The sequence below is a fragment of the Hoylesella timonensis S9-PR14 genome (assembly GCF_000762405.1).
GTDB lineage: Bacteria > Bacteroidota > Bacteroidia > Bacteroidales > Bacteroidaceae > Prevotella > Prevotella timonensis_A.
This window is the reverse complement of record NZ_JRPQ01000089.1, coordinates 1-15,366: the sequence shown is the minus strand read 5'-3', so window position 1 is coordinate 15,366 and position 15,366 is coordinate 1. Positions and strand designations below refer to the sequence as shown.

Here is a 15,366-nt window from a genome sequence, read left to right as displayed (position 1 = left end):
AAGATGAACACAGGCGTAATATCTGTTAGATATGCTCGTGCATTGCTCAAATGTGCACTTGAAAAGCATGTAGAGGACAACGTATTTCAAGAGATGCTGGCACTCAGTCACAGCTATGCTCACATCTCTGATTTGAGGCAAACGATTGACAATCCCATGCTGCATCAAGATAAGAAGCAGGAACTGATTGAGTTGGCTTGCGGAACTAATCCTACACAGCTAACGAAAGATTTTATTCGCTTGGTGTTAAGTGCAGGACGAGAAAATATCTTGCAATACATTTTCACATCTTATATTACTTTGTATCGTCAACAGAAGCATATCATTAGCGGAAAATTGATTACTGCTACAGCTGTTACAGAAGATATCGAAAAGCGAATGGAAGCGGTGGTTCATAGCCAATCGAAGGGAACAATTAATTTCCAGTCAGAAGTAAATCCAGATATCATCGGTGGTTTCATCCTTGAATACGATTCGTATAGGATGGATGCCAGTGTACAAACAAAGCTTAACAAAATTCTGAAACAGCTAAAAAAATAATTTAAACAAAGCATAAAATGTCAGATAAAATAAAACCAAGTGAAGTATCAGAAGTACTACTTCAGCAGTTGAAAGGCATTCAAACAGATTTGAAATTTGAAGAAGTAGGTACTGTTCTCAATGTGGGAGATGGCGTTGCCAGACTTTATGGATTGAGAAATGCTGAGGCCAATGAATTGTTGGAGTTTGAAAACGGCACGATGGCCATTGTGATGAACTTGGAGGAAGACAATGTAGGGTGCATCCTCTTAGGTCCTACATCCGGCATTAAGGAAGGTATGACTGCTAAACGTACCCACCGTATTGCCTCTATTCGTGTAAACGATTCTATGCTTGGACGCGTTATCAATCCACTGGGTGAGGCTATCGATGGGTTAGGAGAGCTTGATTTGACCGAAAGTTTCGAGATGCCTTTAGAGAGAAAGGCTCCTGGTGTTATTTATAGACAACCTGTAAAAGAACCACTTCAGACGGGTATTAAAGCCGTGGACTCGATGATTCCTATTGGACGTGGACAGAGAGAGCTGATTGTTGGTGACAGACAAACAGGAAAAACAGCCATTGCACTGGATACAATTATCAACCAAAAGAGTTTTTACGAGGAAGGAAAGCCTGTATATTGTGTCTATGTAGCGATAGGTCAAAAGGCATCCACCGTTGCCAATCTTGTTCAAACACTTAAAGAACACGGAGCTTTACCTTATACTATTGTAGTATCAGCTACAGCTGCTGACCCTGCAGCAATGCAATATTATGCGCCATTTGCTGGAGCTGCAATCGGTGAATACTTCCGCGATCGAGGCGAATCAGCTTTGGTGGTATATGATGACCTTTCCAAACAGGCCGTTGCCTACCGTGAAATCTCATTGATATTGCGTCGTCCTTCAGGGCGTGAAGCTTATCCAGGAGATGTGTTCTATCTTCACTCACGCTTATTGGAAAGAGCTGCTCGTATCAATGACCAGCAAGAAGTTGCTGAAATGATGAACGATCTGCCAGAATCTCTGAAAGGACATGTCAAGGGAGGTGGTTCGCTGACGGCACTGCCTATTATAGAAACTCAGGCTGGTGACGTTTCTGCTTACATTCCAACCAACGTCATTTCTATTACCGATGGACAGATTTATTTGGAAAGCAACCTGTTTAACCAAGGATTCCGACCTGCTATTAATGTAGGAATTTCGGTTTCTCGTGTGGGTGGTAGTGCTCAAATCAAGAGTATGAAGAAAGTGGCAGGAACATTGAAGATTGACATGGCACAGTACAGAGAGTTAGAGGCCTTCTCTAAATTCTCAAGTGATATGGATTCTGTCACAGCAATGACATTGGATAGAGGTCGTAAAAACAACCAACTTTTGATACAGCCGCAATATAGTCCCATGCCTATAGGCGAGCAAGTTGCCATTATGTACTGTGGTGTAAATGGCTTATTTGCTGACGTTCCAATTGATAGCGTTCGTGAATGTCAAGACACTTTCTTGGAAACAATGAGGACAAAATATGCCGATGTATTGAAAACTTTAGCCTCAGGTCAATTAACAGACGAAGCCATTGAAACGATAAAATCGACAATGGCTGATGTGACTGCACAGTATCAAGCTTCATAATTATGCCATCACTCAAAGAAATTAAAACCCGCATTGCCAGTGTAAAGAACACAAGGAAGATTACGAGTGCCATGAAAATGGTTTCGTCAAGTAAGCTTCATCATGCGCAAATTCAAATAGAGAACATGCTTCCATACGAAAATATGTTGGAACATATTCTTAAATCATTCTTGGCTTCGACACCCGAAAATGATACCATTTTTGATAAAAAGCGTTCAGAAATTAAAAGAGTTGCTTTGGTTGTTTTTGCCTCGAATAGCAGTTTGTGCGGTAGTTTTAATGGCAATGTTCTCAAACTCATGATGCAGGTTATCGAAGAGTATCGCCACTTGGGAAAAGATAATATTGTGATCTATCCCATTGGTAGGAAAGTTTTTGATAAAGTAAAGAAGTTAGGATTTACACCTGCAGGAAACTTTAATCATTTGGCGGACAAACCGAATGCCCATGAATGTCAAAAGGTAGCTCGTGAAATCACAAAGAAGTTTGCGCAAGGTGAGCTTGATCAAGTAGAAATCATTTATCATCACTTCAAAAGTGCTGGAACACAACTTCTAAAACGCAAGACATTCTTACCCATCGATTTAAGTACAGAAGTGGGTGTGGATAATGATCGTGACTTGTCTTCGGATCTTGCAACTGCCAAAGCGCAAGAATACTTGCGCAAGAATAAAAAGACAGTGAGCAAGAAAGCTGCAGAAGAAGCAAAGCCATTGAATGATGATTTTATTGTTGAGCCAGATATTAGAACGGTGTTAAGTTCATTGATTCCCAAACAGTTGCATCTCATGTTTTATACCGCCTTGTTAGATAGTGTTGCCAGTGAACATGCTGCCCGAATGGTGGCGATGCAAACAGCAACAGACAATGCTGATGAGTTGCTAAGCTCCTTAAACTTACAGTTGAATAAGAGTCGACAGCAAGCGATTACCAATGAGTTGCTTGATATTGTTGGTGGCTCGATAAATAATTAGTTATCAATAGGAGAGAGGTAATGAGTGCGTGGAGGAAGCACCTACTCCTATTTTAGATTTCCCATAAAGATCATATCAGACTGAATAACAAAGTAAGATATGGTCTTTTTTATGTCCTCCTTCGTAGCATAACCGAGATGGAAGACTTGTGCTTGATGATATTGTGAATTTTCAACTGGTAATACATTAAGTAACAGCAAGCTGTAACCATGTACTTAAAAGCGAAAGAGAGGGCTTATCAATCTTTTGTAAAGATTGGAATAGCAGAAGAACTCAAAAAGGGAAATCGTATCCTTTTACTATATCCAAGAAGCGGAAGATGAGGGATTCAAACCCCCGATACCCAAAAAGGGTATACCGGATTTCGAGTCCAGCGCATTCGGTCACTCTGCCAATCTTCCTAATTTGCCTTGCAAAAGTAAACATAATTCTGCAATCTCCAAAATTTTAGACCATTTAATTCTTTGGGAACGATTCAACGCCAATGCGCAGCTATTTTTGTATGGATCAGAATAAGCGTCCTCCAACATCACCTCAAAAACTTACTTTCTTTTTATTCTTGTCTTTTTGCCACACGAAAATAACAAGTTTTTTTTTGTTAGTTAAAATCTTTGGCTATTTTCAGAAAATATTTTACAACACCCCTTGCATAGCTGCGATATTTTCAACTACCTTCCTCCTTCGTTCAAAATATTGAAATTATGAGCACTTTTCATAAAGTATTGTATTTCAATATGATATATAAGTTTGGAAGAAATTTGGCTCCTCAAATAGTCTTTTTTTGCTTGAAATACATCACTTCAATGCGACTATTAACATGCTTCAAGCACCTTAAGTCGTGTTAATAGTGCCCTTATAACATGTTTCCAACCGCCTTAACTCAATGCTATAGGAAAGAAAACAAGTTTTCTTGGTAGTTTTTGTGCATAATAGCATAGGATTTGTGGCTTGAATTTTTCTATTTTGTCTTTTTTCAACGCTCATTTTATTGTCATTTTTCAGGACAAATTACACAAATAAAATACGGATAAAAAATAAGAAAAAGCAGAAATAGTTGTGTCTCTTATATTCGTCAAAAAAGATGAGAAGCTTACAAATCGTTTGAGATTTTCTACCGAGTTAATTAGAATCTTGGCACCCGATGTAAGTGTGTATAGCAATTGAGCGGCTACCAATATGAATCCTTTTAGACCCTAAAATAAGTAAACAAACAGCAAACTGAAAAAGAAGATATAAGTTTGTTAATGATAAGTTTTTTTGTTACCTTTGCGCTCTAAATAACAACACATATCTAACAAAGTATATTTATGGGTAAAAGATTTGCCGAACATCAAGGTTTGAATTTGAAGAAAACTAACGAAGAGATATTGGCGAAATGGGAAAAGAATGACATTTTTCATCGCTCCATCAAAGAAAGGGAAGGCTGTCCACAATTTATATTCTTTGAAGGTCCTCCCTCGGCAAATGGACACCCCGGTATTCATCACGTGTTGGCACGTGCGATTAAAGATACATTCAATAGATACAAGACAATGCAGGGGTTTCATGTCTTGCGCAAAGCTGGATGGGATACCCATGGACTGCCTGTTGAGTTAGGCGTTGAGAAAGAGTTGGGTATTACCAAGAAGGATATCGACAACAAAGCATCCGAACACTACATCTCTGTTGAGGATTACAACAGAAAATGTCGGGAAAACGTCATGAAATTCACGGAGGAATGGCGTCGCTTAACAGAAGAAATGGGCTATTTCGTAGATTTAGACCACCCATACATCACTTATGATAATAAATATATAGAAACCCTTTGGTGGCTTCTAAAACAATTATATAACCAAGGTCTATTATATAAAGGTTATACGATACAACCCTATTCTCCTGGTGCTGGAACGGGATTGAGTTCACACGAACTTAATCAGCCCGGATGTTATCGTGATGTGAAAGATACGACTGTCACAGGTCTGTTCAAACTTACTCCTGAGAGTGTGGCACAGTTGGATGAGGCGCAAGACTTAAATTCATGGGGAGATACCTATTTCATCGCATGGACTACCACACCATGGACACTTCCTTCTAATACAGCACTGTGTGTGGGTCCAAAGTTCGATTATGTTTCGATACAGACCTACAATCCTTATTCTGCCCAGCCAATAAACATCATTATGGCGTACGAAAGAGTGAGTGCATATCTTTCCGCAGAGGGCGAAGTAGCAAAGGGTGTCGACCTGCCTGCTTTTAGCAAGGGAGACAAAATAGTACCCTACAAGATTATCAATCACCACAAGGGAGAGAAACTCGAAGGACTTCATTACGAGCAACTTATGCCTTGGGTAAAACCCACGGAAAAGGTGGACAGCAATGCTGCACCATTCATCACCAACTATGCGCAGGCTCACCCAGACAAAGTATTTGTGGCAGAAAACAATAAAGATCACTTTGTTGAAATGGAAAGTGACGCTTTCAGAGTGATACTTGGCGATTATGTTACCACTGACGATGGAACAGGTATCGTACATATCGCACCTACCTTTGGTGCAGATGATGCGAAAGTGGCAAAAGATGCGCATATACCAGCACTTTATCTCATCAATAAAAAGGGAGAAACTCGCCCGATGGTCGATCTTCAAGGAAAATACTACAACCTTGTAGAACTGGATCAAAATTTTGTGGACAAATGTGTTAATGTTGTCAACTACCACAAGCATGAAGGAGATTATGTAAAGAATGCTTACGATCCTCGATTTAATCCAAATGGTATTTGGGATGTAAAAGCTTCAGAAAAAGCCGATGATTTAAACATCGTGATGTCTTTGGAAATGAAAATGGAAGGCTCTGCCTACAAGATTGAGAAACATGTACATAACTATCCTCACTGTTGGCGAACCGATAAACCTATCTTATATTATCCGTTGGACAGCTGGTTTATCAAAGATACTGCGAAGAAAGAACGTATGGTAGAGCTCAATAATACCATTCGTTGGCAGCCAGAGTCAACAGGAACAGGAAGATTTGGTAACTGGTTAGAGAGCCTGAACGACTGGAACTTGAGTCGTAGTCGTTTTTGGGGAACGCCTTTGCCAATTTGGCGAGATGATGAAAAAGGGGAGAAGTGTATAGGTAGCTTAGCCGAATTGTACGATGAAATAGAGAAAAGTGTTGCTGCAGGACAAATGAGTTCAAATCCAATGAAGGAAAAAGGATTTGTGCCAGGTGATTTCTCTAAAGAAAATTATGATAAGGTAGACTTGCATCGTCCCTATGTCGATCAGATAGTACTTGTCAATGACGAGGGGAAACCAATGTATCGCCAATCAGACTTGATAGATGTGTGGTTTGATAGTGGCTCTATGCCTTATGCCCAATTGCACTATCCATTTGAAGGAGAAATGGCAGAAGGACTTTCCTTGAAGAATGCAGAAGGACAGACACTGACAGGCGAGGACGCTCGTCAGGCGATGGTACAGAGTAATTATGTAGGTACACCGATTCCACCAGCTTTCTTCCCCGCAGACTTCATTAACGAGGGCGTGGATCAAACACGTGGATGGTTTTTTACGCTCCATGCCATTGCCACCATGGTATTTGATTCCGTAGCCTTTAAGAATGTGATTTCAACAGGTTTGGTCCTCGATGCCAAAGGTAATAAGATGAGCAAACATTTGGGGAATGTCAAGAATCCGTTTGATATGATTGAACGGTATGGAGCTGATGCTGTTCGGTTCTATATGATGACAAACTCAAGTCCATGGGATAATTTGAAATTTGATGAAGAAGGTGTAGATGAGGTTCGCAGGAAGTTCTTTGGTACACTCTACAACACTTATTCATTCTTCGCACTATATGCAAATGTCGATGATTTTCAACCGACAGGTTGTTTTGATAAGACAAAGTTAAAAGATGCACCAGAAATTGATAGATGGATTATCTCGAAGTTGCATTCTCTCATCAAAGGAGTTGAAGATGATTTGAATAACTTTGACCCAACTCGAGCTGGGAGATTGATAGATACCTTTGTGAATGATGACTTGAGTAACTGGTATGTACGCCTGAATCGCAAACGTTTCTGGGGTAAGGAAATGAGCGAAGATAAATTGTCCGCTTATAACACCCTGTATGAGTGCTTATTGACCATTAGCAAACTTGCAGCACCGTTTATACCTTTCTTTGCAGACCAACTGTATGCAGATTTGGGTGGAGCATTAGCAAGTGTTCACTTGGATAAATTCCCCAAAGTAGACCAGTCGCTCATTGATGAGGACTTGGAAGCAAGAATGGAGATTGCGCAAAAGCTAACCAGTATGGTTTTGGCACTACGAAGAAAAGTTAATATCAAAGTGCGACAACCGCTCCAGCAAATCATGATTCCTGCTACAAGCGAAGAACAAAAACGCAGAATTGAAGCAGTTGCCGACTTGGTGAAAAATGAAGTGAACATCAAAGAAGTGAACTTTATTGAGGGACAAGGTATGCTTGTCAAAAAAATAAAGTGTAATTTCCGCACCATGGGAAAGAAGTTTGGCAAGCTTATGAAAGGCATTGCGAACTATATGGATAATGTCTCACAAGATGATATTGCAATGCTTGAAAAGAACGGTCAGCTAACTTTCTCTGTAGACCAACAAGAAGTAACTGTTAGTCGGGAGGATGTTGAGATCGTGAGTGAAGACATTCCAGGATGGTTGGTTGCTAATGAGGGCAATCTAACCGTTGCTTTAGAGGTTGAATTAACCCCAGCATTGAAGAAAGAAGGAATAGCTCGTGAACTCATCAACCGTATTCAAAACTTACGCAAAGAAAACAATTTTGAAATTACTGACAGGATTGATGTGGTCATATCACCAAATGAAAACAGTGATGCTGCAATTCAAGATTACAGTGATTACATCAAAAGCCAAGTTCTTGCTAATCAAATTAAAATCAAAGAGAACGATGGAGTAGAGACTGATTTTGATGATTTCCAACTTCATATCCTCATTGAAAAAAGAATATAATATAAAAGAGAATAGAGTTTGAAGAACTCAATGGATTAATTAGATTGATAAAATTTATCTGTATGGAACAGAAAAAACGTTATAGCGATGCTGAACTTGAAGAGTTTCAAGCTATTATAAACGAGAAATTAACTTTGGCTCGTAAAGATTATACCAGCATGATGAAACAAATCATGAATGAAGATGGGAATGACACGGATGATACGTCTCCTACCTATAAAGCATTGGAAGAGGGAAGTTCGTCACAATCTAAAGAAGATTTGGTTCAAATGGCGGCTCGTCAACAAAAATTCATTCAAGGTTTGGAAGCAGCATTGGTTCGAATAAAGAATAAAACCTATGGAATTGATCGTATCACGGGCGAGTTGATTCCAAAAGAACGTTTAAGAGTGGTACCTCATGCTACTTTAAGCGTTGCATCTAAGAATGCAAGGAAACATTAATATTTTCTCTATTGCATTCTAATTAACTCAACGGAGTATGAAAAGATACATCACAGACGGAAAACTGGCTGTCATTATTGTCGTATTGATACTGTTGATAGACCAAGTCATTAAGATAGCGGTCAAAACCAATATGGCGTTGGATGATTCCATTCAGATTACCAATTGGTTCTATATTCGATTTATAGAAAATAACGGAATGGCTTATGGCATAACCTTTATCAACAAATTAGTCTTGAGCCTATTCAGATTAGTAGCTATTGGCGTGATTATCTTCTATATGACCAAACTCTTGAAGCGACCACATACGAAGGGGTATATCATCTGTCTTTCTATGATTCTTGCAGGGGCTATGGGAAATATTATCGACTCTATGTTCTATGGGTTAATCTTCACACCTTCAACTCCTTATCAAGTTGCAGAGCTTGTTCCTTTTGGTTCGGGATACTCGTCTTTCTTACATGGTAAGGTGGTAGATATGTTTTATTTCCCTCTTATTGTGTCTACATGGCCTGATTGGGTTCCTCATTTTGGAGGACAAGACTTTATTTTCTTTTCTCCAATTTTTAATTTTGCCGATGCTTGCATCAGTGTTGGGGTGATAATCCTCTTGCTTTTTTATCGCAAAGAATTAGAGCATATTGGCAGTACCATTCAAGATAAAGAAACATCGATTAGCAAAAATGAGTAAGAAACTTCTTACATATTGTTTATGTTCGATATTCTATTTGTTGGCATTGATATCGTGTAAGCCCTCTGTTCCGAAACAATACATTCAAGAGGATAAAATGGAGGATATTTTATACGACTATCATTTGGCAGATGCGATGTACAAAGCAAATTATGAAGATGCTTCTTTGATGTTAAAATACAAGGCTGCTGTCTTAAAAAAACATGGTGTTTCAGAAGCAGAATTTGATTCGTCGATGGTTTATTATACGCGTCACACCCGACTCCTGCAGCATATTTATGAATCTTTATCAAATAGAATGAGTAAAGATGCTCTTTCTTTGGGTGCTTCAGCAAGCCAAGTCAATAGATATCAATTGAACTCTGCCAGCGGAGATACCGCTAATGTTTGGCGAGATAATCGGTCAATGGTTCTCAGTCCTTACAGACCTTTTAATGTAAGTTCTTACACTATTCAGGCAGATTCAACATTTAAGCCTGGCGATCGACTTTTTCTTAATTTCGATGCTCAGTTCATTTATCAAGATGGTACACGTGATGCGGTGGCTATCATGGCAGTAAAATTCAAAAATGACAGTGTTGCCACTCAAACTCTTTATGTATCAACGCCGAATCACTATACTACGCAAATTTCAGATGACAATAATATTGGCATTAAAGAGATACGGGGTTATTTCTTATTGAATAATAACAATCCTGCAGATGCTTATAGTACAACATTCAAACTCATGATATTGACCAACATTTCTTTGGTGAAGATACATGCACAAAAGAAAAAGACAAAGCAACAATCTGATTCACTAAATGTGGATAGCACGCTCATGCATGACTCTCTGAGAGCTGCACCGAGTCGAGGAATGCAACCAAAAAGGAGAGAGGCTGACGCTTCTCGTCCAGTACAAAGTGTGTCTCAATAATAAATTATAATCATCAAAAAATACTTAAACTTTATATCTATGAAAAGAACGAAGCAAATTTTTCAAATCCATGAGCATCAAACACGGGCTATTGCTTTTATAGCTTTATTCGTCGCTCTCCTTTTTAGTTCTCAAACAACAAACGCATGTACCAACTTTATTATTGGTAAAAATGCATCTGTTGATGGTTCTGTCATTTGTACTTACAATGCTGATGACTACGGGCTATTTATTGGACTTAATCATTTTCCTGCAGGAAAACATCAAGCAGGTACAATGCGTGATGTTTATGATTGGGATACCAATGTTTATCATGGACAGATACCAGAAGCAGCTGAAACCTATAATGTGATTGGAAATATAAATGAATACCAAGTAACCATAGGCGAAACAACTTATGGAGGTCGTGAAGAAATGGTAGATACAACAGGTATTATTGATTATGGTTCACTGATTTACATTGCGTTGCAAAGATCCAAGACCGCCAGAGAAGCAATTCGTATCATGACAACTCTGACTAATCAATATGGATATAATAGTGAGGGGGAAACTTTCACCATTTGTGATCCAAATGAGGCTTGGATTATGGAGATGATGGGCAAAGGTCCTGGAAGCAAAGGAACCGTATGGGTAGCGATACGTATTCCTGATAATGCGGTGTGTGGTCATGCCAATCAAAGCAGAATTGGTAAATTTAATATGAAGGACAAGAAGAATGTTCTCTACTCCAAAGATGTTGTTGAGTTTGCAAGAAAGAAAGGTTGGTACACTGGTAAAGATGCAGACTTCTCATGGAAGGAAGCTTATGCAAAACCAGATTTCTCTGGACGTAGGTTTTGTGATGCGCGAGTTTGGAGCTTCTTCAATCACTTTCAAGATATGTCCAAGTATTTACCATGGGCGTTAGGTAAAGATCCAAATGCAGAAGATATGCCGCTTTGGATTATCCCTGAAAAGAAAATAAGTATTCAAGATGTACAGGCTTGCATGCGCGATCACTATGAAGGAACTCCGTTGGCAATAGATAGTGCTGATATCGGGGGAGGTATTTGGCAAATGCCCTATCGTCCAACACCTCTAAAGTATAAAGTTGGTGAGCAGACCTATTTTAATGAAAGACCAACATCTACCCAACAGTCAGGATTTACGTTTGTAAGTCAGATGCGAAGTTGGTTGCCTCGTGAAATAGGAGGATTGCTCTGGTTTGGCAATGACGATGGAAATATGATTGCATATACGCCTATTTATTGTGGAAACACATCGCAGCCGGAATGCTATCATACGCCGGGAGCAGATGCTGTAACATTTTCTGATAAAAATGCCTATTGGGTATGTAATTGGGTAAGCAATATGGTTTATCCTCGTTATCAACAAATGTTTCCAGATGTGAAGGCAGTCCGTGATTCGTTAGAATTGTCATATTTCAAAAAACAACATGCAGTGGAAGAAGAAGCTTTGCGTCTGTATAAAAACAACAAGGCAGAAGCAATCCAGTATCTCAACCAATATTCTAATGAGATAGCCCAACAGATGCTAAGTCGTTGGAAACAACTGGCTATCTTCTTAATTGTGAAATACAATGACATGGCTGTTAAACCTGTGAAGAACGGACAATTCACGAGAACCAAAACAGGATTAGGCTCACGAGTAAAGCGTCCAGGTTTCCCCGCTTCCTATGCCAAAGAAATTGTTAGACGAACTGGCGATAAATATTTAGTTCCCTCGGAAAAATAGCATTCACAAGATAGAACTCTATAAGCAATTTAACAAGTAGGAGATAAATACACTATTGGTATTTATCTCCTACTCGTTAGATTTCTTATCCTAAATACTTCATGAGGATTTTTGCATTACCACTGTCACGGAGCTTGGCAATACTCTTTTCTCTAATTTGTCGAACACGTTCACGGGTTAACCCTAATTGATCGCCAATTTCTTCGAGTCCTTTTTCGTGACATCCGATGCCGAAACATTCTTTAATAATGGTTATTTCGCGATCTTTCAACACCTTGTTTAATACGGTGTTAAGCTCTTGTGCCATCGATTCATGGTCAACCTGTCTGTCCGTTCTACTGTCATCTCCACTTGGCATGACATCCAACATGGTGTTGTCTTCACCGTCTTGAAATGGCGCATCAATGCTTACGTGATGTCCGTCTGCCATCATACTCTGTCCAATCTTCTCTTCGTCGATGTTTGTTGCATCAGATAATTCTGTGATAGAAGGGCGTCTATGATGTTCTTGTTCGAATCGGTTGATTTCGTGATTAATCTTATTAAGTGAGCCAACTTGATTCAATGGAAGTCTCACAATGCGACTTTGTTCCGCAATGGCTTGCAGAATGCTTTGTCTAATCCACCAAACAGCGTACGAAATAAACTTGAAACCACGTGTCTCATCAAACTTTTGAGCGGCTTTAATAAGTCCTATATTGCCTTCGTCAATTAAGTCTGTCAGGGTAAGTCCTTGATGTTGGTATTGTTTTGCTACAGAAACGACGAATCTTAAGTTGGCTGTAACAAGCTTATCCTTCGCTCTTTCGCCTTCTGGTCCGCCCTTTTTAATCTTTTGAGCGAGTTCTATTTCTTCGTCGATAGAAATCAAAGGGGCACGACCAATCTCCACTAAATACTTATCTAATGCTTCACTTGAACGATTGGTAATACTCTTCTGAATTTTTAATTGTCTCATCTTTGATATCCTTACTTCTAACTTTTGATTACAATATATTTATATACGCACGAAAAATGTGTGCAGAAAATCTGTACAAAGGTAAGGAAAAATATCGAGAATAACGAATGGTGTCGCCTGTAAAATCTTTAAATAATTATAAAAAGACCTGTCGTCTGGTAAATATAATAGCGATGTTGTTCCGATCGGCTGTATTTGCTGACCATTTCATCTATCTATTAGTCTTTGATGTGGATAAGTGAGTTAGTGAGAATAGCCGCTAATCCACCTGTTGTAATACCAGAGGAAAATATATTCCGAATGGTCTCAGGCATTTGGTTAAGAATGTCGGGTACCATTTCAACACTTAATCCAAAGGAAAAACTAATTGCCATAACAAGTATGGCTTTTCGGTTAATTTTGGTAGCGGCAATAATCTTGATGCCTGCTGCGGCAACGGTACCAAACATCAAGAGGGTAGCACCTCCTAAAACGGGAGCAGGAATTAAAGAGAAAACAATGCCTACTGCGGGGAATAACCCCAGCAATATTAAGGCTCCTGCAATGTAATAACCCACATATCTGCTTGCTATTCCTGTGAGTTGAATCATGCCATTGTTTTGGGCAAAAATGGAATTTGGGAATGAATTAAATATGGCAGCCAACATTGAGTTAAAACCATCAGCGAGAATACCACCAGCGGCTCGCTTTTCAAACGTACGCCCTTGGATGGGTTCGCCCGAGATAAGGGAGTTTGCAGTGATGTCGCCATAGGCTTCAATTGCTGTGATGAGATATACCAACCCTAAGGAGATGATTGCTGAAATGTCAAATCTAAAGCCATATTTGAAAGGAATGGGAATGTTGAACCCACCATAATCCTGTGTCGCATCAAGTGGTATCATATCTAAGAAATACGCTACCAAGCAACCAATGGCTAATCCTAAGACGATAGAACTCATTCTTAAGATTTTGTTTGACGAACGATTAAAGAAAATGATGGCAAACAAAACCAACGCAGCCAATCCCAAATTCATTAACGAACCAAAGGTTCCGTTAGCTTCTGCCGCTGCTCCGCCACCACAAGCGTTAATACCTGCTTTGATGAGAGACATACCTATGAGCGTAACCACAATTCCAGAAACCAGCGGAGTGATAATCTTCTGAGTGTATTTCAAAATTCGACTGACAAACATTTCCACCACAGAAGCAAACATACAAGCTGTGAATATGTAGGCTAATGCTAATTCTGTATCTATTTTTCCACCAATCATTCCTAACATGCCAGCACCAATAATGGGGCCAATAAATGAAAAGCTTGTTCCTTGAATACAAAGCAGTCCTGTTCCTATCGGACCTATGCGATGACACTGTATAAAGGTGGCAACGCCAGAAACAAATAATGACATAGATACAAGAAAGCCTGTGGTATGAAGGTCAAAGCTCAGTGCATTCGAAATAATTAAAGGGGGTGTGATAATTGCCACAAAAATAGCCAAAAGATGTTGCAGTGCTGCAAACAAGGCTTCTCTAAGTTGTGGCTTATCATGCAGACCATAAATTAAATCGGTTTGATGATGAAGGATAGGCTCTTGTGGTTTTGTTGAAGTCGTCATTTGTCGCTGGTGTTGTGAGTTAATCAATTCCTTTCAATTTGATTTTACAGTCATCGAGTGATTCAATCATCGCCAATGATTCGCATCTAACGCCTGCCGCTTCAATCACATCACGACCATGTTGAAAAGTCTTCTCAATAATGAACCCCATGCCTACCAATTCTGCTCCTGCTTGTTGACAAAGGTCGATGATTCCTTTTGCTGCGTTGCCGTAAGCAAGGAAGTCATCAATAAACACAACCTTGTCTTGTGGGGTCAGATAGTCCTTGCTAATAACTACATTATATTCCCGTTGCTTGGTAAACGAGAATACAGTAGTGGATAAGATGTTGTCCATGGTCGAAGCTTTCTTTTTCTTCGCAAATACAACAGGAAGATCCAACAAGAGTCCCATTACAATGGCGGGTGCAATACCTGAAGCTTCGATGGTTAATATTTTATTGATTTCAGTAGAACTGTATCTTTTTATAAACTCAATGGCAATGGCTTTCATTAAGTTGGGATCCATTTGGTGATTGATAAACTTGTCTACTTTTAGAATCCCACCAGGATAACAACGCCCGTCTTTCAAGATACGGTCAATTAATGTTTTCATTTGAGCTGCATTTTTGTAATGCGTGCAAAGTTACTAAAAAGATGCAAGAGCTTAGCACAAATGCTTAGTATTTTGTATGGATAATGCACAACTTTTTTATTTAAGATAGGGTAGCTTATCGTAAAAAATACTCTTTTTTCTTTTGTTTCAGCACTGTATCTAACGAATAAACCGCATCACATTGCTTAACTCGTTCGCTGTAACAATAATTTCGCATCAATAAAAGAGTTGCATTTTTCCTTGTTGTTTTTGCTTGGAACATCAGACTTTTTTGTCCTGTAATTTTACCAAAAAACGGCCATCTAAAATCTTCAAAATAGAAAAA

The 15,366-nt window shown here is 39.2% G+C and carries 12 protein-coding genes and 1 tRNA gene; 8 read left to right on the top strand and 5 right to left on the bottom strand.

Annotated elements, in window-relative coordinates:
* Positions 1–3: 3 nt before the first annotated feature.
* From HMPREF9304_RS06060 to HMPREF9304_RS06050, 3 genes are read left to right on the top strand one after another with little or no spacing between them, the layout of a single operon-like run.
* Entirely contained in the window at positions 4–540 is a 537-nt protein-coding gene (locus HMPREF9304_RS06060) for a F0F1 ATP synthase subunit delta (RefSeq protein WP_025072264.1), read from the top strand.
* Positions 541–557: 17 nt separating this feature from the next.
* Positions 558–2,147, top strand: coding sequence for a F0F1 ATP synthase subunit alpha (gene atpA, locus HMPREF9304_RS06055; protein WP_036927416.1), 1,590 nt, complete (start codon positions 558–560; stop codon positions 2,145–2,147).
* 2 nt (positions 2,148–2,149) lie between these two features.
* The gene (locus tag HMPREF9304_RS06050) at positions 2,150–3,121 is read left to right on the top strand and encodes a F0F1 ATP synthase subunit gamma (RefSeq protein WP_036927414.1); all 972 of its coding nucleotides are present in this window, start codon (positions 2,150–2,152) and stop codon (positions 3,119–3,121) included.
* A 313-nt stretch (positions 3,122–3,434) separates the two neighbouring features.
* Here the strand turns inward: HMPREF9304_RS06050 and HMPREF9304_RS06045 are convergent.
* A tRNA-Ser gene (locus tag HMPREF9304_RS06045) sits at positions 3,435–3,522 on the bottom strand.
* A gap of 906 nt (positions 3,523–4,428) precedes the next feature.
* On the opposite strand from HMPREF9304_RS06045, the gene ileS reads away from it, so the two are divergent.
* The 5 genes from ileS (at position 4,429) to HMPREF9304_RS06020 (ending at position 11,893) form a co-directional block, all read left to right on the top strand.
* Positions 4,429–8,109: an isoleucine--tRNA ligase gene (gene ileS, locus HMPREF9304_RS06040; RefSeq protein ID WP_036927411.1), complete on the top strand. Its 3,681-nt coding sequence runs from the start codon at positions 4,429–4,431 to the stop codon at positions 8,107–8,109.
* A gap of 62 nt (positions 8,110–8,171) precedes the next feature.
* Positions 8,172–8,552, top strand: a complete 381-nt coding sequence (locus HMPREF9304_RS06035; protein WP_008125848.1) for a TraR/DksA family transcriptional regulator — start codon at positions 8,172–8,174, stop codon at positions 8,550–8,552.
* Between the two features lie 37 nt (positions 8,553–8,589).
* Positions 8,590–9,243, top strand: coding sequence for a lipoprotein signal peptidase (locus HMPREF9304_RS06030; protein WP_036927408.1), 654 nt, complete (start codon positions 8,590–8,592; stop codon positions 9,241–9,243).
* Positions 9,236–10,159: a DUF4296 domain-containing protein gene (locus HMPREF9304_RS06025; RefSeq protein ID WP_036927406.1), complete on the top strand. Its 924-nt coding sequence runs from the start codon at positions 9,236–9,238 to the stop codon at positions 10,157–10,159. Before HMPREF9304_RS06030 ends, HMPREF9304_RS06025 begins: the two co-directional genes overlap by 8 nt.
* Positions 10,160–10,198: 39 nt before the next feature.
* Complete coding sequence (locus HMPREF9304_RS06020; protein ID WP_052045957.1) at positions 10,199–11,893, top strand: dipeptidase; 1,695 nt, start codon at positions 10,199–10,201, stop codon at positions 11,891–11,893.
* A gap of 85 nt (positions 11,894–11,978) precedes the next feature.
* Here HMPREF9304_RS06020 and HMPREF9304_RS06015 read toward each other — a convergent pair whose 3' ends face one another.
* The 4 genes from HMPREF9304_RS06015 to HMPREF9304_RS14920 all read right to left on the bottom strand — a co-directional run.
* Positions 11,979–12,851 carry a sigma-70 family RNA polymerase sigma factor gene (locus HMPREF9304_RS06015; RefSeq protein WP_008125841.1) on the bottom strand — a complete coding sequence of 291 codons (873 nt, stop codon included), beginning with the start codon at positions 12,849–12,851 and terminating at the stop codon, positions 11,979–11,981.
* Positions 12,852–13,069: 218 nt separating this feature from the next.
* Entirely contained in the window at positions 13,070–14,446 is a 1,377-nt protein-coding gene (locus HMPREF9304_RS06010; RefSeq protein ID WP_052045955.1) for a nucleobase:cation symporter-2 family protein, read from the bottom strand.
* A 19-nt stretch (positions 14,447–14,465) separates the two neighbouring features.
* A complete protein-coding gene (xpt, locus tag HMPREF9304_RS06005; protein WP_036927403.1) occupies positions 14,466–15,041 on the bottom strand; it encodes a xanthine phosphoribosyltransferase in 576 nt (191 codons plus the stop codon).
* A gap of 115 nt (positions 15,042–15,156) precedes the next feature.
* A partial coding sequence (locus HMPREF9304_RS14920; protein WP_036927401.1) for a hypothetical protein occupies positions 15,157–15,366 on the bottom strand: 210 nt, incomplete at its 5' end.

What these genes read in the sequence shown, in the direction of transcription:
- HMPREF9304_RS06060 (WP_025072264.1), top strand. Translation starts at nt 4, where the DNA reads ATGAACACAGGCGTAATATCTGTTAGATATGCTCGTGCATTGCTCAAA.
- atpA (WP_036927416.1), top strand. Translation starts at nt 558, where the DNA reads ATGTCAGATAAAATAAAACCAAGTGAAGTATCAGAAGTACTACTTCAG.
- HMPREF9304_RS06050 (WP_036927414.1), top strand. Translation starts at nt 2,150, where the DNA reads ATGCCATCACTCAAAGAAATTAAAACCCGCATTGCCAGTGTAAAGAAC.
- ileS (WP_036927411.1), top strand. Translation starts at nt 4,429, where the DNA reads ATGGGTAAAAGATTTGCCGAACATCAAGGTTTGAATTTGAAGAAAACT.
- HMPREF9304_RS06035 (WP_008125848.1), top strand. Translation starts at nt 8,172, where the DNA reads ATGGAACAGAAAAAACGTTATAGCGATGCTGAACTTGAAGAGTTTCAA.
- HMPREF9304_RS06030 (WP_036927408.1), top strand. Translation starts at nt 8,590, where the DNA reads ATGAAAAGATACATCACAGACGGAAAACTGGCTGTCATTATTGTCGTA.
- HMPREF9304_RS06025 (WP_036927406.1), top strand. Translation starts at nt 9,236, where the DNA reads ATGAGTAAGAAACTTCTTACATATTGTTTATGTTCGATATTCTATTTG.
- HMPREF9304_RS06020 (WP_052045957.1), top strand. Translation starts at nt 10,199, where the DNA reads ATGAAAAGAACGAAGCAAATTTTTCAAATCCATGAGCATCAAACACGG.
- HMPREF9304_RS06015 (WP_008125841.1), bottom strand. Translation starts at nt 12,851, where the DNA reads ATGAGACAATTAAAAATTCAGAAGAGTATTACCAATCGTTCAAGTGAA.
- HMPREF9304_RS06010 (WP_052045955.1), bottom strand. Translation starts at nt 14,446, where the DNA reads ATGACGACTTCAACAAAACCACAAGAGCCTATCCTTCATCATCAAACC.
- xpt (WP_036927403.1), bottom strand. Translation starts at nt 15,041, where the DNA reads ATGAAAACATTAATTGACCGTATCTTGAAAGACGGGCGTTGTTATCCT.